This is a genomic window from Polaribacter sp. R2A056_3_33 (genome assembly GCF_019278485.1).
GTDB lineage: Bacteria > Bacteroidota > Bacteroidia > Flavobacteriales > Flavobacteriaceae > Polaribacter.
The window spans coordinates 4,104,882-4,122,171 of sequence record NZ_CP058984.1; the positions used below are offsets into that span (position 1 = coordinate 4,104,882).

A 17,290-nucleotide genomic window follows, 5' to 3' on the forward strand; every position below is an offset into this window, starting at 1 on the left:
AACTTTTCTTTAACTACTTCTAATTAAACTTAGAGAGAACTTTGCTGTCTTAAAATAACAAGATTCAAAGACAATTATGAAGAAAATTACACTCTTATTACTTTGCCTATTAACATCAACCTATTTGCTAGCTCAAAAGCCTAGTAATGAAACCATTTCTATTACAGGTAAAGTTGTAGATGCAAACACCAATCAACCATTAGAATATGCTACTGTAGTTTTAAAAAACACTGAAACGCAAGTAGTTTCTGGTGGAATTACAGATCAAACAGGTAGTTTTAATATTAAAAACCCAAAAGGAACGTACGAAATAAGTGTAGAGTTTATTTCTTTTAAAACCATCAAATTTCCAGTTCAAGAAATTTCATCAAACAAAAACTTAGGAACTATTAAACTATATGAAGATGCTAGTAGTTTAGATGAAGTGGTTGTTATAGCCGAAAAATCTACTGTAGATATTCGTTTAGATAAAAAAATATATAATGTTGGTAAAGACATGACGGTTAAAGGTGGTACCGCTTCTGATGTTTTAGACAATGTACCTTCTGTAGACGTAGATCCCGAAGGAATTGTTAGTTTAAGAGGTAGTGAAAACGTACGTATTTTAATAGACGGAAAACCATCTGCTTTAGTTGGTTTAAGCGGTGCAGATGCCTTAAAACAATTACCTTCTGATGCTATTGAAAGAGTTGAAGTAATTACATCTCCATCTGCAAGATACGATTCTGAAGGAACTGCAGGTATTTTAAATATCATTTTAAGAAAAGGAAAATCTTCTGGTTTAAATGGTTCTGTAAACGTTACTGTTGGAGATCCTAAAAATTATCAAGGTGGTGTAAATTTAAATTTACGTACCGAAAAAATAAATGTCTTTACTAATTTAGGATATAACGATAATTCAGGTCCTGGTGTTTATAATTCTGATATAACTTACCTATCTAATGGAAATATAGATAGTATTAGAGTAGAAAACAGAGATAATGACCGAAGTAGAAAAGGCTTTAATGCTAATTTTGGTTTAGAATATTATTTAAACAAAAAAAGTTCTATTACAGGTACTATATTTGTAAGAGATTCTGATGGTAATGATATTTCTAAGAATAACATTAGCTCTTTTGATGCTTTAGATAACAATTTATACAACTCTACACGTATTCAAACTGAAGGAGAAGATGATAAAACATTACAGTTTTCTTTAAATTATGTAAATAATTTTAATGAAGACGGACATAAATTAACGCTAGATTTACAACATAGTGCTAGTAAGGAAAACGAGAATGCAATTATTATAGATATAAACCCAGAAACAAACACTACAAACGAACATTCTATAGACAATTTAGTGCAGGCAGATTACGTGTTACCAATTGGTAAAAACTCGCAATTTGAAGCAGGTTACCGTGGTAGTTTCCAAGATTTATCATCAAATTACCTAGTTGTTGCTCCTAATTTAGACCCAGCATACAACCCTTCTAATAACTTAGAATTCATTCAAAATGTAAATGCTTTTTACACACAATTTGGTAGTAAAATTAACAAGTTTTCTTATTTATTAGGTTTAAGAGCAGAAATTACAAACATTGATATTCAATTATTGAATAACAATGAAAATTACAATAAAAATTATACAGATTTATTTCCAACCGTAAACTTTGGATATGAATTAAACGATGATCAAAGTTTTACCTTAGGGTATAGTAAAAGGTTAAGAAGACCAAGCTCTCGCTATTTAAACCCATTTGAAAGTAGAGAAAGTGAAGTTATTTTTTCTAAAGGAAACGTAGACCTAGACCCTACATATACAAATTCTTTCGATTTAGGTTACTTAAATACTTGGGGTAAATTAACTTTAAACTCTTCTATTTATTACCAACATTCAACAAACAATATTTCGAGAGTTAACAGTCAAGATGTTAGAGTTGTAAACGGACAAGAAACCAATGTAATTATTAGACAACCAATTAATTTGGCTTCAGAAGACAGATCTGGTTTTGAATTTACAGCAAATTATAATGCTAGTAGAAAAGTACGTTTTTCTGGTAGCTTTAACTACTATCAATTCGAAACAGAAGGAGAATACACTTACAACGTTACAGACCCAAGTAATGGTAACCTAACACCTATTACTCAAAATTTCGACACAAAAAACGACTCTTGGTTCACACGTTTCGATGCTAAAATTACACTTCCTTGGGATATTCAATCTCAAACAAGAGTTTTTTATTACGGTCCAAAAAACGATGCACAAAGCGAGAGAGAAGGTATTTTATCTACAAACATAGCACTTAGTAAAGATATTTTAAAAGACAAAGGAACCTTAGTACTTAATGTTAGTGATCTTTTTAACTCTAGAAAGTACGAGGTTGTTGGGTACGCTCCAAGTAGAGAAAACCCAACCAATATCACAGACCAAACATTTCAAAGAAGAATGCGCCAGGTGTCTTTAACTTTTACCTACAGATTTAATCAGAGTAAAAACCAAAAAGATAGAAAACCAGCTGAAAATAGAGAAGATGATGGTGGCGGAGATGAATTTTAAAAGTATTTGGGCGTTTTAACAGGCTTTCCACACTCGCTTTTTTTCTGAAAAAGAAAAAAGAGCTCAAACAATTGCTTCAATCCCTAACGCGGGCATATTTGCTAATTATTTGTTACTACAACAAGTTTTTGCAAGTTTGCCCGCGTTAGGGATTGTAGTGAAAAGCCCACAGATTTTTACCTTTGTAAAAAACGAGGACTTGTAACAGAAAGCCCGCCCCTTGTGGTAACGCCAAAAAAAAACTCGTTCAAATAAATGAACGAGTTTTTTTTAATTATATGGTTTAAAAAGACTACTTACCTTCCGCAGCTTTTTTAGCTTCTTTCTTTAACTTCATATTTTCCCAGATAGTTCCACCAATCCAGTAAGGAACCACAAATGTTAATAAGAATATTAACAACCAAAAACCAGCTGTAAAAATAAACATAAATAAAACCAATCCTGAAAATTCTGAAAAATCTAACATTTGTATATTTTGTAAAATTATTAATGCAAAAATAATATTTATTTTTAAAAGATAGGCATCAAAAAAACATTTTTTTTAGTTATCTAAAAATGATAAATATCAACTTTATGTAATCATAGTTTTTTGTAAATTTGTGTATCTAAAATTTACATTATAATTATGAAATATAGAATCGAAAAAGACACTATGGGAAACGTAGAAGTTCCTGCAGACAAATATTGGGGTGCACAAACAGAACGCTCTAGAAACAACTTTAAAATAGGTGCTTCTGGTTCTATGCCATTAGAAATTGTTTATGGTTTTGCATATCTTAAAAAAGCAGCTGCATATACAAATGCAGAATTAGGTGTTTTAACAGAAGAAAAAAGAGATTTAATCGCACAAGTTTGTGATGAAATTTTAGAAGGAAAATTAGATAATCAGTTTCCTTTAGTTATTTGGCAAACAGGTTCTGGTACACAATCTAACATGAATGTGAATGAAGTAATTGCTAATAGAGCGCAAGAAATTGCAGGAAAAGTAATTGGTGAAGGCGAAAAAGTGATTCAGCCAAATGATGATGTAAACAAATCGCAATCATCTAACGATACATTTCCTACTGGTATGCACATTGCTGCTTACAAAAAAATTATAGAAACTACTATTCCTGGAATTACACAATTAAGAGATACTTTAAAAGCAAAAACAGAAGCTTTTAAAGATGTAGTAAAAATTGGTAGAACGCATTTAATGGATGCTACTCCACTTACTTTAGGTCAAGAGTTTTCTGGTTACGTTGCACAATTAAACTTCGGTTTAAAAGCGTTAAATAATACTTTAGATCATTTATCTCAATTAGCTTTAGGTGGTACAGCAGTAGGTACAGGGTTAAATACACCTGCAGGTTATGATGTTTTGGTAGCAAAATATATTGCACAATTTACAGGAATGCCATTTATTACAGCAGAAAACAAATATGAAGCTTTAGCAGCACACGATGCTTTAGTGGAAACGCATGGAGCTTTAAAGCAAATTGCTGTTTCTTTAAATAAAATTGCCAACGATATTAGAATGATGGCTTCAGGACCAAGATCTGGAATTGGAGAAATTATTATTCCTGCAAACGAACCTGGATCTTCTATTATGCCAGGTAAAGTAAACCCAACACAGTGTGAAGCTATGACAATGGTTGCTGCTCAAGTGATGGGTAATGACGTTGCCGTAACAATTGGTGGTGCTCAAGGACATTATGAATTAAATGTTTTTAAACCTGTAATGGCTGCAAATGTTTTACAATCTGCTCAATTAATTGGTGATGTATGTAAGTCTTTTGATGAACATTGTGCTGCTGGTATAGAACCAAATCATGCTAGAATTACAGAATTGGTAAATAATTCTTTAATGTTAGTTACTGCTTTAAATACTAAAATTGGGTATTATAAATCTGCAGAAATTGCAAATACAGCGCATGCTAACGGAACAACTTTAAAAGAAGAAGCTGTTCGTTTAGGCTATGTAACTCCAGAACAATATGACGAATGGGTAAAACCAGAAGAAATGACCGGCGGTTTAAAATAAAAATATTAATTTTACATTCTCTAAAAGCTGCATACCTTATGCAGCTTTTTTTGGCTAAACAAAGTAAATCATAATAAAAGAAAATGAAGATGAACAAACACGAAGAATTTATGAGCGAAGCTGTAAAAGCAGCTTTAAAAGGAATGAATAATAACGAAGGGGGGCCTTTTGGGTGTATCGTTGTAAAAGACGGAGAAGTAATTGGTCGCGGAAATAACAAAGTAACATCTACCAATGATCCAACTGCACACGCAGAAGTTACTGCAATAAGAGATGCTTGTAAAAATATTGGTTCTTTTCAGTTAGACGGTTGTATTATATATACTTCTTGCGAACCTTGCCCTATGTGCTTAGGTGCTATTTACTGGGCAAGACCAGACAAAGTTTTTTACGGAAGTAATCAGCAAGATGCTGCAAATATTGGCTTTGACGATGAATTTATCTACAAAGAAATTCCTTTACCTTACGAGAAAAGAAGCATTCCGTTTGAGCAAATAGGAAGAGAGATTGCACTAGAGCCTTTTAATAAATGGGCAGAAAAGCAAGATAAAACAGCTTATTAAATTCCCTCTAAAAAACTGAAATTTTTCCTCAGTTTTTATATAACTAAAAAAGCATCGAATTAACGATGCTTTTTTAATTTTTAATTCTTTTTAAATAAACTAGATATTCTAGAGAAGAAGCCTTTATTATCTTCATCCTCATGATAACCATTACCGTATTTTCCATAACCATAGCCGTAACCGTAGCCATAACCATAGCCGTAACCATAACCGTATTTATTCTTTATAGAAAAGTCGTTTAAAACATAACTAATATTGGTTACTTCTTTATTTTTATACTTATCATCTATCATTCTCATCATTCCCTTTTCGGAATAATCCTGACGGATAACATAAATAATAGCATCTCCATATTTAAACAACTCTAATGCATCAGAAACTAAACCAACAGGTGGTGTATCAATAATAACATAATCATATCTTTCTTGAAGGTCTTTAATCATCTTGTCTGCTGTTTCATTCAATAATAATTCAGAAGGATTTGGAGGTATTGGTCCAGACAAAATAAGATCTAAGTTTGGCACTTTAGTCTTAATTATAATTTCATCTAATGTCTTTTGCTTGATTAAGTGGTTTACCACACCAACATCATTGGTTAAATCAAAATCATCATAAATTTTAGGTTTTCTTAAATCTAAACCTACTAAAACTGTTTTCTTTCCGCTTAAAGCAAAAACAGTTGCCATATTTATAGAAATCATTGTTTTCCCTTCACCACTTACTGAAGAAGTTAAAACCAATGTTTTGGATTTATCTGAATCTGTATTTTTAAATAAAAATTGAATATTAGACCTAAGCGCTCTGAAGGATTCTGAAACTGAGGATTTTGGCTTATTAAAAACCGCTAGATTATTATTTCCATGGTTTTTACCTACAACACCTAAAACAGGAATTGCATAGTTATTTTGAATATCCTCTGCTGTGTGAATTTTATTATCTAAAACCTCTCTAGTAATAATATAAAATAAAGGAAAAACAATTCCCAACATTAAACCAACTAAATAATTAAAACTTGGTATTGGATATACAGGACCATTACCTAAGTCTTTAGCCGTATCTATAATTTTAACATCAGATACATTTGCAGCAATTGCAGAACCTGCTTCGTAACTTTTTTGCTTCAAATAATTATAATTTGCTTCTGAAATTTGATAGTTTTTTTCAAACTTTAATAAACCTTGTTCTGTTTTAGGTAATTTTTTAAGTTTGCTTTTATAAGTAGCTAATTCAGCATTTAATTTGTTAATTTTATTTTGATTAACAACTTTTAAAGTGGATATATTTTCTAATAAATTAGTTTTAGAAATATTAATGTCATTACTCAACTTAATAACCTGTGGATGATTATCTGTTACAGAACCTCTTAATTTTTCTCTTAAACTAGATAATTGTATAAGTGTAGATATTTCACCAGAAATCTTCCCATCTTGAACAGCTATTAAAGCAGGAACAGGAATATTTTCCCCATAGGTATCGTGAGAAAGTAAATAACTTCTTAAATTATTAAGATATTCATTAAACTCTAAAACATTTTTTTTCTCTTGATCTATCTCAATAGTTTCATTAAAAACAAGACTACCTTCTTCAGATAAATTGTAAATATTATTTTTTTCCTTAAAAACCCCTAATTCCTTTTCTATTCGCTGTAAACTATCTTCTAATTGTGTAAACAAAAGCTCTATATAATCTTTCGTCTTTTTAGCATAAAGAATTTTTTGTTCTTGCTTATCTTCATCAAGAATAACAACCGTTGCATTTAAGTAGTCTACAATTCTATTTTTATTTGTACCTCCTTTAGACAATCTAAGCATAGAAGCTCCATTAGCTATACCTTCAACACCAATAGATTTATTACTACCTACAGTTCCATCAAAACTTACAAATTGAATATAAAATTTTTCACCAACAGTAAACTTTTTGGTTTTTTGCAATGAAAAATTTAAAAATTCAGTATTTATCTGTTCATCAATTTTATACTCTTTAGAAAAAAGTGGAGAGGAAAAATTGTGAACACTTGTTGTATTTGTATCATAGGTAATTAAAGCATTTGAAGTATTCTCTTTAAGATCAAAAGATAATTTATAAGTATCTTCACCTGTAATTTCTACTTGTATAAGTTGTCCATATAATTGAGGTTTACTAGTATCTAAATCTACCACAAACGGAGTGTAACCATAAACATCCACTAACCTATACCTGCCTTCTTTTAAATAGTTTATGAAGAAATTTAATTTTCTAACTACCTTTTCATTATGTGTTCTAGAAGTTAAAACTACTTTTATAGTTTCTACGGCATCACTTGCTCCTCCCCAATTAAATGCTATGTTTGTTCCTGTAGAAAACAATGGATTGTTTTCTTCTTTTACAGATATTACGGTATTTAGATTATAAATTTTTGTTTTATAATCATTCATAAATTTGGCAACTATCAAGGCAATAATAATAGTTACAAAAAAAAGTTTCCAATAAGATAAAACCTTAAAAACATACCCTTTAACATCAACATTAGCTTGAATAGTACTGTTATTTAGTTTATTTAAATTATCCATAAATCCCTATAAATTTCTTGCTAAAATAAAAGTAGTACTTATCAATGTAAATAACGAAACAATTGTTGTGAGTGCTCCAAGACCAGTAGTACCTGTTCCCCATGTTTTTTGTTTCAATGGAATAACATTTATAATATCATTTGGTTTAACATAAAAAACATCAGAATCAAAAGCACTTATTTGTGTTAAATCAATTGTAAATTTTTCTGTTCCCGTAATTGAGTTTCTAATAATTTCAACTTTTTTTCTATTTCCAACAGCAGTAATATCTCCAGAACTAGAAATGGCATCTATAATTGAAAGCTTATTTTGAAATATAACATTAGGCCCAGGACTTCCTATTTCTCCAATAACGGTATATTTAATACCAGCCAATTTTACTGAAACAAAAAGTTCTTCTTGGGTTTTAATGAATTTTTTTAATTCATTTTCTATTTTTTCCCGAACCTCCAGCACTGTATATCCTAAAACATTAATTTCACCTAAAGTTGGCATTCTAATGTTTCCGTAACTATCTATACTGTATCCAGAAAAATAAGATGCTCCTTCACTAAGACCAGCTGCAGCACCTCCTGCATTTCCTGTAGATTGTTTCTTAAAAACAGCGACTAAAGACTCTTCATTAGATTTTATATCTATATTTAAGATATCATCAACCTGTAACTTGTAGGGTATATTATTAATTCTTTTAATCTCTTTTTTTGCAATTGGCTCTCCTTGTAGATAAATTATATCCTTAGCTGGTATACACGAAAAAAGAAAAGGAATAAATAAGAGCAGTAAAAAATGGTTTCTCATTGTAATTTTAATCATAAATATGCACAAATATACTTTTTAAAAGTGGTTTACTATAATTTTATTTTACTTTCGTTTTTTATATAAAAATGATTTATTTGATAACAAAATATTTAAAATTTCTCGTAAAATCATCTAATCAACATGGGGTCCACTCTCCTTTTGTGTATGATTTAATAACCAAATGTTTTTATAAAAAAACAGATCCAATATTAGTAAAATTGTTTTCTAAAACAAAACAACAATTATTAGACAACAAAAGTTTGATAAAAGTCACAGATTTTGGTGCAGGATCTAAAGTTTTTAAAAATAATGAGCGTCAAGTTTCTAAAATTGCAAAAATTGCAGGTTTATCAAACAAAAAAGCTAAATTATTAATTCGTTTAATTCAATATTTTAAACCTGATAATTTATTAGAAATTGGTACTTCTTTAGGTTTAGGTACATCAGCAATTAAAATTGGAAATAATAAAACAAATATTACAACATTAGAAGGTTGCCCAGAAACAAGTAAAGTTGCAGATTATTTATTCTCTAATAACAATTACAAAAACATTCAAATAATTACAGGTGATTTTAAAGAAACGTTACCTTTAGCTATTAAAAACCAAGAATTCGATTGTATATATTTTGATGGGAATCATACAAAAAAAGACACCTTACATTATTTTAATACTTGTTTAGATACGGTTACTAATAATTCAGTATGGATTTTTGATGACATTTATTGGAGTGACGAAATGAAAGAAGCCTGGACAGAAATTAAAAATCACAAAAAAGTAACCGTTACCGTTGATATTTTTTACTGGGGAATTGTTTTCTTTAGAAAAGAACAAGAAAAAGAACATTTTAAAATAAGAGTCTAATTTTTTTTAAAGTGTTAAATCGTGTTAATTTTAAACAGCACTCTTTTTAAACTTTGTAACTTTGATTTAATGAAAAACCGCGACTAATATTATGAAAATATACACAAAAACTGGTGACGCTGGTACAACTGCTCTTTTTGGAGGTACTAGAGTAAAAAAATACAATTTACGTATAGAAAGTTATGGTAATGTAGACGAACTAAATTCTTATATTGGATTAATAAAAGATCAAGACATAAGTATACCTATAAAAGATTCTTTATTAAAAATTCAAAATGAATTATTTACTTTAGGTGCCATGTTAGCAACGCCTCCAGAAAAAGAAACTTTAAAAAATGGAAAAGAGAGACTTAACATTCCAAAAATTGATAATGCTTCTATTCTGTTTTTAGAAGAAGAAATTGATAAAATGGATTTAGAGCTTCCTCAAATGACTCATTTTATTCTTCCTGGCGGACATCAATCTGTGTCATTTTGTCATATTGCAAGATGCATTTGCAGACGGGCAGAACGCTTAGTTGTAGAACTAAATGATCAAGAAAACATTAATATTGACATACTAAAATACTTAAACCGACTTTCTGACTACCTTTTTACGTTGGCACGAAAGTTGTCCAAAGACTTATCAGTAGCCGAAATCAAATGGATTCCTACAAAAAACTAACACGTTCTTTTTTTATCGATTTAAAGAAGTTTTTCATTTTATCTCATCCTTAAAGCATTAATTTTAAGATATTAACAAATTGAAAGAATAACTTCTCTATATATTTCTTAAAAAAGACTTGTATAATTCAGTAAAAAAATTATTTTTGCACAAAATTAAACATTAAGAAATGTATTGGACATTAGAATTAGCATCTTATTTAGCAGATGCGCCTTGGCCAGCAACCAAAGACGAATTAATAGATTACGCTATTAGAACTGGATCTCCTTTAGAAGTAGTAGAAAACCTACAAGATATAGAAGATGAAGGTGATGCGTATGACTCAATTGTTGAAATTTGGCCAGATTATCCTACCGAAGATGATTATCTTTGGAATGAGGATGAATACTAAACATAATAATTAAATATAAAAAGTCTCTAAAGAGGCTTTTTTTTTGTTTTCTTACAACCTAGGAAACTATTTTTCAGGCTTTTAAAAAACCTGATACGGAACTATAATGCAGTTATTAATTTAACTGAAAATAACATAATAAATGAATATTTTAAATTCAGTAATCAAACTTTTTGTTGGTGATAAACAAGAAAAAGATTTAAAAATTTTACAACCAGTTGTTGAAAATGTAAAAAAATTCGAGATAGAATTTTCTAAACTTTCTAATGATGCTTTAAGGGCAAAAACCATTGAGTTTAAAGAAAGAATAAAAATCGCTACAAAAGAATTTGATACTAAAATTACTGAATTAGAAGAAGAAGCTAAGACAGCAAATATAGATCGTCAAGAAGATATTTATACTGAAATAGATACTCTAAAAGATGATGCATATAAAGTTTCTGAAGAAACTTTACTTAAAATTATGCCAGAAGCTTTTGCTGTTGTAAAAGAAACTGCAAAACGCTTTGTAGAAAATGAACAAGTAGAAGTTACAGCTTCTGCTTTTGATAGAGAATTATCTGCAGAAAGAGATAACGTTACTTTAGAAGGTGATAAAGCTTTTTGGGCAAACTCTTGGGATGCATCGGGTAAAGCTGTTACTTGGGACATGGTTCATTATGATGTTCAATTAATTGGTGGATCCGTTTTACACCAAGGTAAAGTTGCTGAAATGATGACTGGTGAGGGAAAAACATTAGTTTCTACCCTACCTGTTTATTTAAATGCATTAACTGGTAACGGAGTTCATTTAGTAACCGTAAATGATTATTTAGCAAAACGTGATAAAGCGTGGATGGGACCAATTTTTGAGTTTCATGGTTTTACAACAGATTGTATCGATTATCATCAACCAAATTCTGATGCACGTAGAAAAGCCTACAACGCAGACATTACTTATGGTACAAATAACGAATTTGGTTTCGATTATTTACGTGATAATATGGCTAGCTCTAAAGACGATTTAGTACAAAGAGCTCCTAACTACGCTATTATTGATGAAGTAGATTCTGTTTTAATTGATGATGCTAGAACTCCTTTAATTATTTCTGGACCAGTACCTCAAGGAGACAGACATGAATTTAACGAATTAAAACCTTTAGTTTCTGAAATAGTTACTAAACAAAAAAATCATTTGGTAAGTGTTTTTGCTGAAGCCAAAAAATTAATTGCAGACGGTAATGATAAAGATGGTGGATTCTTATTATTAAGAGTTTACAGAGGATTACCTAAAAACAAAGCATTAATTAAGTTTTTATCTCAAGAGGGAAATAAACAAATCTTGCAGAAAACAGAAAACTACTACATGCAAGATAACAACAAGTTAATGCCACAAGTAGATGAAGACTTATGGTTTGTTGTTGAAGAAAAAAATAATCAAATTGATTTAACAGACAAAGGAATTGCAGATTTATCAGAAAAAACTGCAAATGAAAACTTCTTTGTGTTACCAGACATCGGAGTTAAAATTGGTGAAATAGATAATTCTGAAAGTAGTAAAGAAGAAAAAACTGCTCAAAAAGAAGAGTTATACAAAGACTTTAGCATAAAAAGTGAGCGTATTCATACAATGAATCAACTATTAAAAGCATACACTGTTTTTGAAAAAGATGTTGAGTATGTTGTTATGGACAATAAAGTAATGATTGTTGATGAACAGACAGGACGTATCATGGACGGTCGTCGTTATTCAGACGGATTACACCAAGCAATTGAGGCAAAAGAAAATGTAAAAATTGAAGATGCTACTCAAACTTTTGCTACCGTAACTTTACAGAACTACTTTAGAATGTACAGAAAACTGTCTGGTATGACAGGTACAGCAATTACAGAAGCTGGTGAGTTATGGGAAATATATAAATTAGATGTTGTAGAAATCCCTACAAACAGACCTATTCAAAGGGATGATAAAGAAGATTTAATTTACAAAACTGCACGTGAGAAATACAATGCAGTAATTGAAGATATTGTAAAATTAGTAGAACAAAATAGACCTGTTTTAGTTGGTACAACTTCGGTAGAAATTTCAGAATTATTAGGTAGAATGTTACAAATGCGTAAGATTCCTCATAATATTTTAAATGCAAAATTACACAAAAGAGAAGCTGATGTTGTTGCGCAAGCTGGTAAACCTGGTATTGTAACCATTGCAACAAATATGGCAGGTCGTGGTACAGATATTAAATTATCTAAAGAAGTAAAAGACGCTGGTGGTTTAGCTATTATTGGTACAGAACGTCATGATTCTAGACGTGTAGATAGACAATTACGTGGACGTGCAGGAAGACAAGGTGATGTTGGGTCTACTCAATTTTACGTTGCTTTAGATGACAATTTAATGCGTCTTTTTGGTTCTGATAGAATAGCCAAAATGATGGATAGAATGGGCTTAAAAGAAGGTGAAGTAATTCAGCATTCTATGATTACCAAATCTATTGAAAGAGCACAAAAGAAAGTAGAAGAAAACAACTTTGGTATTCGTAAGCGTTTATTAGAATATGATGATATTATGAACGCTCAACGTGAGTTTGTTTATAAAAGAAGACGTCATGCATTAGATGGTAAACATTTACAAGTAGATATTGCAAACATGATTTATGACACTTGCGAATCTATTACAAATACGAATAAAGCTGTTAAGAATTTTCATAATTTTGAATTTGAATTGATTAAATTTTCATCAATGACTTCACCTTTTACAGAAGAAGAATTTGATAAACTTTCACAAAAAGAAATCACAGACAAATTATATGATCTTGTTACTGAACATTACAAAAACAAAATTGAAAGAAATGCCGTTTTAGCGCTTCCTGTAATTAAAGATGTTTTTGAAAATGAAGGTGATCGTTATGAGAGAATTGTAGTTCCTTTTACAGACGGAACTAAATCTTTACAAGTTGTAACCAACTTAAAAGATGCTTATGAAAGTGAAGGAAAAAGTTTAATTACAGATTTCGAGAAAAATATTACGTTGGCAATTATAGATGAGAACTGGAAAGATCATTTACGTAAAATGGATGATTTAAAACAATCTGTTCAGAATGCATCTTATGAGCAAAAAGATCCTTTATTAATCTATAAGTTTGAGGCTTTTGAATTGTTTAAAACTACCGTTGATGAAATAAATAGAGAGGTTTTATCTTTCTTATTTAAAGGAGAGCTTCCTAGTCAAGATGCAAATCAAATTTCAGAAGCGCGTCAACAAAAAAGAGAAAGTTTAAATACATCTAAAGCAGATGTTCAAAACTCTACAGAGCAAGCTATAGAAAGCTCTCGTCAAAAACAATCTGAACATGTTGAAACCATAGTACGTGAACAACCTAAAGTTGGAAGAAATGAGCGCGTTACTATTAAAAATGTAATGAGCGGAGAAGAAAAAGCTGTCAAATTTAAACAAGCAATTCCTTTATTAGAAAAAGGAGAATGGGTATTGGTAAATAACTAATCTATTTATTTTCTATTAAAAGAAACAGTATATCAATAGAAGTCCAGAGTTTTAAGCTCTGGACTTTTTTATTTTAAAGAATACAGCATTCATTTTTATTATTTCGAGAATAATTCAACAAAATATTAGATACAAAAAAACCGTTTAGAAATTTTCTAAACGGTTTTTAATATTTATAAAATTCTGTTTAAGCAGAAATAATAGTTTTATTCAAAACTTGTATTCATTTTAAGATACTCTAAAAATTCTCTTTTCGTTTCTTTTTCTTTAAATTTACCTCCAAACTCTGCAGTAACAGTAGAGCTTTCAATATCTTTAATCCCTCTAGAGTTAACACATAAATGCTTTGCATCAATAACACAAGCAACATCCTCTACACCTAAAGCTTCTTGCATGGCTTGTACAACTTGCATTGTTAAACGCTCTTGCACTTGAGGTCTCTTAGAAAAATACTCTACAATTCTATTCATTTTAGAAAGTCCAATTACTTTCCCATCAGAAATGTAAGCAACATGTGCTCTACCAATAATTGGCAATAAATGATGTTCGCAAGTAGAATATACAACGATATTTCTTTCTACCAACATTTCACCATAATTGTAATTATTATCAAAAGTTGAAGCTTTTGGTAAATTTTTAGGGTTTAATCCCATAAAAAGTTCATTAACAAAAGATTTAGCAACTCTTTTAGGAGTTCCTTGTAAACTATCGTCTGTTAAATCCAAACCTAAAGTGGTTAAAATATCCTTAACACTCTGTTGAATTCTTTCAATTTTTTCTTCATCAGTTATATCAAAAGCATCTGCTCTTAATGGAGTTTTGGCTGATGTACCAACGTGATTCTCTCCTATTTCTTCAATTCTTTCGTCATTCATTTTGCTGCTCAATTCAAACATTTCATTCTTATTATAGTGCAAATTTACGTGTTTGCAACGTATTATTTTAGTTTACGAATCAATAAAAATTATAAAACTATAATTTATGCTTTTAGTAAGGATAGTATTTCTGATAAATCACCATCTGTTTGCTCTCCTGAATTCATATTCTTTAAAGTAAAAACATCATTTACTACATTAGTAACTACAAATTCTATTTCTCTAGAACTAACGTATTTCCATTGTCGTTTTTGTGCCTTATTACTTTCTGCTAAATCAGGATAATATTCACTTTTTATATTATTTTCTCTTAAAACCTTAATGGCTTTCATTTTTAGAACATCCGTATCAGACTCAAAATTTAAGAAAATAACCTTAGGTTTTGGTAAGTCTACAGCTTTAAACAAACCTAACTCTTCTAATACTAAATAGATTCTGTCTAATCCAAAAGAAATACCAACTCCAGAAACATCTTTTAAACCAAAGATTCCTGTTAAATCGTCATATCTTCCACCTCCTCCAATAGAACCCATTTTTACTCCTTTTGGCGCAGCAACCTCAAAAATTGCACCGGTGTAATAATTTAATCCTCTTGCTAAAGTAACATCTACTTCTAAAGTTGCTGTTTCTAAACCTAATTCTTCCACAGAATTAATTACAAAACGCAACTCTTCTACTCCATTTGTTCCTTCTTCAGAAGTTGACAACATACTTTCTAACGAAGCTAGTTTATCTAAATTAGACCCAGAAAAATCGAACAAAGGTTGTACTTTTTCTATGGCATTTTCTGTAATTCCTTTAGACAACATTTCTTTAACAACACCATCTTTACCAATTTTATCTAACTTATCTAAAGCCACCGTAAAATCGATTAATTTATCTTGTGCTCCAATAACCTCTGCAATTCCAGAAAGTATTTTTCTATTATTAATTTTAATATTCGTTCCTGCTAAACCAAGTTTACTAAAAACGGTATCATATAATTGTACAAATTCTACTTCTTGCCATAAAGATTTACTACCAACAACATCTGCATCACACTGAAAAAACTCTCTAAAACGTCCTTTCTGTGGTCTGTCTGCTCTCCAAACAGGTTGTACTTGATACCTTTTAAAGGGAAACGTAATATCATTTTGATGTTGTACAACGTAACGCGCAAAGGGCACTGTTAAATCGTAACGTAACGCTTTTTCTGAAATTTGAGCAGTTACTTTTAAGCTGTTTTTCTCTGATAAAAGACCTTCATCTGCTTTCTTTAAAAAGTCTCCAGAGTTTAAAATCTTAAAAATCAAACGATCTCCTTCTTCACCATATTTCCCCATTAAGGTTGATGAATTCTCAAAACTTGGCGTTTCTATAGGTTGAAATCCGAATGTTTCAAAAGCAGTTTTTATCGTATTCATTATATACGTTCTGTTAGCTACTTCTGTTGGCGAAAAATCTCTAGTTCCTTTTGGAATACTTGGTTTCATATAAATCAGTTATCAATGTTCATTTATCATTTTTTAATAAACCAGATTAGATTACTGATAATTGTTAAATGATAATTGCTTTTAGCGAGCGCAAATATCGTGAAAAACTTAGAAATGTTATAAAATAGAATCAATTTTATTTCTGAACCTTAAAGCATAAATAGCAGCGTTTAACTCAAAGCCTAACAATAAGATAATTGCATTTAGCCACACAAATAACATCAAGATTAAAAGAGTACCAATAGAACCGTATAATTGATTGTATTGCGCAAATTTTACCACATAAATTCCGAATAAATAAAACGTACACAAAGATACAACTGTGGTTAAAAGTGCTCCTGCAGAAAAGAATTTTGTTTGTTTTCCTTGTTTTGTTCCGTATCTAAAAAGCAACGAAACTATCGTGAAAATCATCACTAAAAAAATGAGACTTCTTCCATAATAAAACAGATCTAAATCGGATGTATCTAACCAACCTGTTTCATCAATTTTAGACAATGCAAATTGATATAAAATTAGTGAAGTTATTACTATAATTAAAAAGAATGACATTAATAAAGAAACACCTAAAGAAACAAAATAGGCTCTAAAAACATTTCTAACATCAGTTATATGATATGAATGTTCAAAACCACCAAAGATAGCATTCACACCATTTGTCATTAAAAAGATAGACAGTAAAAAACCAAAAGAAAGCAAACCTCCATATTGATTATTAATAATATCCTTTAACACAACATCTACAGCTTCGAAAGTTTGTGGTGGTAAAACTTCTTTAATAAATGAAAATAACCCTTCTTGAAAACCTTCTATTGGAATGTATGGAATTAACGTTAAGATAAACAGTAAAAAAGGAAAAACAGCCATAAAGAAACTGAATGCAATTCCTCCTGCTCTAGTTGTTAAAGCACCTTTTACAATACCAATGATGTACATTTCTATTACATCGTACAAAGACATTCCTTCTAAACCAGGAATTTTTATTCTTTTTCCAAATAGTACCAAGAAATTTACAACTGGTATTTTTTCTAGTTTTTCTTCTATCTCCCTACTCATTAGCCCTTTTGCC

13 protein-coding genes are annotated in these 17,290 nt (G+C 30.1%); 7 read left to right on the top strand and 6 right to left on the bottom strand.

What is annotated here, in order from left to right; all coding sequences use genetic code 11:
- The first annotated feature begins 76 nt into the window (after positions 1–76).
- Entirely contained in the window at positions 77–2,539 is a 2,463-nt protein-coding gene (locus tag H0I29_RS17440) for a TonB-dependent receptor (RefSeq protein WP_218753698.1), read from the top strand.
- 292 nt (positions 2,540–2,831) lie between these two features.
- On the opposite strand, the gene H0I29_RS17445 is transcribed toward H0I29_RS17440, so the two are convergent.
- Positions 2,832–3,005 carry a hypothetical protein gene (locus tag H0I29_RS17445; protein ID WP_165733463.1) on the bottom strand — a complete coding sequence of 58 codons (174 nt, stop codon included), beginning with the start codon at positions 3,003–3,005 and terminating at the stop codon, positions 2,832–2,834.
- Positions 3,006–3,164: 159 nt separating this feature from the next.
- On the opposite strand from H0I29_RS17445, the gene fumC reads away from it, so the two are divergent.
- Together fumC and H0I29_RS17455 are read left to right on the top strand one after the other, a co-directional pair.
- Positions 3,165–4,562, top strand: a complete 1,398-nt coding sequence (gene fumC, locus H0I29_RS17450) for a class II fumarate hydratase (RefSeq protein WP_218753700.1) — start codon at positions 3,165–3,167, stop codon at positions 4,560–4,562.
- 89 nt (positions 4,563–4,651) lie between these two features.
- Complete coding sequence (locus H0I29_RS17455) at positions 4,652–5,125, top strand: nucleoside deaminase (RefSeq protein ID WP_165733465.1); 474 nt, start codon at positions 4,652–4,654, stop codon at positions 5,123–5,125.
- 80 nt (positions 5,126–5,205) lie between these two features.
- Here the strand turns inward: H0I29_RS17455 and H0I29_RS17460 are convergent, their stop codons facing one another.
- A complete protein-coding gene (locus tag H0I29_RS17460; protein WP_218730794.1) occupies positions 5,206–7,674 on the bottom strand; it encodes an exopolysaccharide transport family protein in 2,469 nt (822 codons plus the stop codon).
- Between the two features lie 6 nt (positions 7,675–7,680).
- Positions 7,681–8,472: a polysaccharide biosynthesis/export family protein gene (locus tag H0I29_RS17465; protein WP_218753703.1), complete on the bottom strand. Its 792-nt coding sequence runs from the start codon at positions 8,470–8,472 to the stop codon at positions 7,681–7,683.
- An 86-nt stretch (positions 8,473–8,558) separates the two neighbouring features.
- Here H0I29_RS17465 and H0I29_RS17470 point away from each other — a divergent pair, with 86 nt between their 5' ends.
- The 4 genes from H0I29_RS17470 to secA all read left to right on the top strand — a co-directional run bounded on the left by H0I29_RS17470 (position 8,559) and on the right by secA (position 13,874).
- Positions 8,559–9,335, top strand: coding sequence for an O-methyltransferase (locus tag H0I29_RS17470; RefSeq protein ID WP_218730796.1), 777 nt, complete (start codon positions 8,559–8,561; stop codon positions 9,333–9,335).
- A 91-nt stretch (positions 9,336–9,426) separates the two neighbouring features.
- Positions 9,427–9,999, top strand: coding sequence for a cob(I)yrinic acid a,c-diamide adenosyltransferase (locus tag H0I29_RS17475; protein WP_218730797.1), 573 nt, complete (start codon positions 9,427–9,429; stop codon positions 9,997–9,999).
- Positions 10,000–10,168: 169 nt separating this feature from the next.
- On the top strand, positions 10,169–10,390 hold the full coding sequence (locus H0I29_RS17480) for a DUF2795 domain-containing protein (RefSeq protein WP_065318236.1): 222 nt from the start codon (positions 10,169–10,171) through the stop codon (positions 10,388–10,390).
- A 142-nt stretch (positions 10,391–10,532) separates the two neighbouring features.
- Positions 10,533–13,874 carry a preprotein translocase subunit SecA gene (secA, locus tag H0I29_RS17485; protein ID WP_218753705.1) on the top strand — a complete coding sequence of 1,114 codons (3,342 nt, stop codon included), beginning with the start codon at positions 10,533–10,535 and terminating at the stop codon, positions 13,872–13,874.
- 206 nt (positions 13,875–14,080) lie between these two features.
- On the opposite strand, the gene folE is transcribed toward secA, so the two are convergent.
- The 3 genes from folE to H0I29_RS17500 form a co-directional block, all read right to left on the bottom strand.
- Positions 14,081–14,749, bottom strand: coding sequence for a GTP cyclohydrolase I FolE (gene folE, locus H0I29_RS17490; RefSeq protein WP_240915486.1), 669 nt, complete (start codon positions 14,747–14,749; stop codon positions 14,081–14,083).
- 104 nt (positions 14,750–14,853) lie between these two features.
- Complete coding sequence (gene hisS, locus H0I29_RS17495; RefSeq protein ID WP_218753707.1) at positions 14,854–16,221, bottom strand: histidine--tRNA ligase; 1,368 nt, start codon at positions 16,219–16,221, stop codon at positions 14,854–14,856.
- Positions 16,222–16,338: 117 nt separating this feature from the next.
- Positions 16,339–17,277: a YihY/virulence factor BrkB family protein gene (locus H0I29_RS17500; protein ID WP_218753709.1), complete on the bottom strand. Its 939-nt coding sequence runs from the start codon at positions 17,275–17,277 to the stop codon at positions 16,339–16,341.
- Positions 17,278–17,290: the final 13 nt, after the last annotated feature.

Bases quoted from the DNA above. Each gene is read 5' to 3' on its own strand.
- H0I29_RS17440 (WP_218753698.1), top strand. From the start codon at position 77: ATGAAGAAAATTACACTCTTATTACTTTGCCTATTAACATCAACCTAT.
- H0I29_RS17480 (WP_065318236.1), top strand. From the start codon at position 10,169: ATGTATTGGACATTAGAATTAGCATCTTATTTAGCAGATGCGCCTTGG.
- folE (WP_240915486.1), bottom strand. From the start codon at position 14,749: ATGAATGACGAAAGAATTGAAGAAATAGGAGAGAATCACGTTGGTACA.
- H0I29_RS17445 (WP_165733463.1), bottom strand. From the start codon at position 3,005: ATGTTAGATTTTTCAGAATTTTCAGGATTGGTTTTATTTATGTTTATT.
- H0I29_RS17460 (WP_218730794.1), bottom strand. From the start codon at position 7,674: ATGGATAATTTAAATAAACTAAATAACAGTACTATTCAAGCTAATGTT.
- H0I29_RS17470 (WP_218730796.1), top strand. From the start codon at position 8,559: ATGATTTATTTGATAACAAAATATTTAAAATTTCTCGTAAAATCATCT.
- H0I29_RS17500 (WP_218753709.1), bottom strand. From the start codon at position 17,277: ATGAGTAGGGAGATAGAAGAAAAACTAGAAAAAATACCAGTTGTAAAT.
- H0I29_RS17455 (WP_165733465.1), top strand. From the start codon at position 4,652: ATGAACAAACACGAAGAATTTATGAGCGAAGCTGTAAAAGCAGCTTTA.
- H0I29_RS17475 (WP_218730797.1), top strand. From the start codon at position 9,427: ATGAAAATATACACAAAAACTGGTGACGCTGGTACAACTGCTCTTTTT.
- fumC (WP_218753700.1), top strand. From the start codon at position 3,165: ATGAAATATAGAATCGAAAAAGACACTATGGGAAACGTAGAAGTTCCT.
- H0I29_RS17465 (WP_218753703.1), bottom strand. From the start codon at position 8,472: ATGAGAAACCATTTTTTACTGCTCTTATTTATTCCTTTTCTTTTTTCG.
- secA (WP_218753705.1), top strand. From the start codon at position 10,533: ATGAATATTTTAAATTCAGTAATCAAACTTTTTGTTGGTGATAAACAA.
- hisS (WP_218753707.1), bottom strand. From the start codon at position 16,221: ATGAAACCAAGTATTCCAAAAGGAACTAGAGATTTTTCGCCAACAGAA.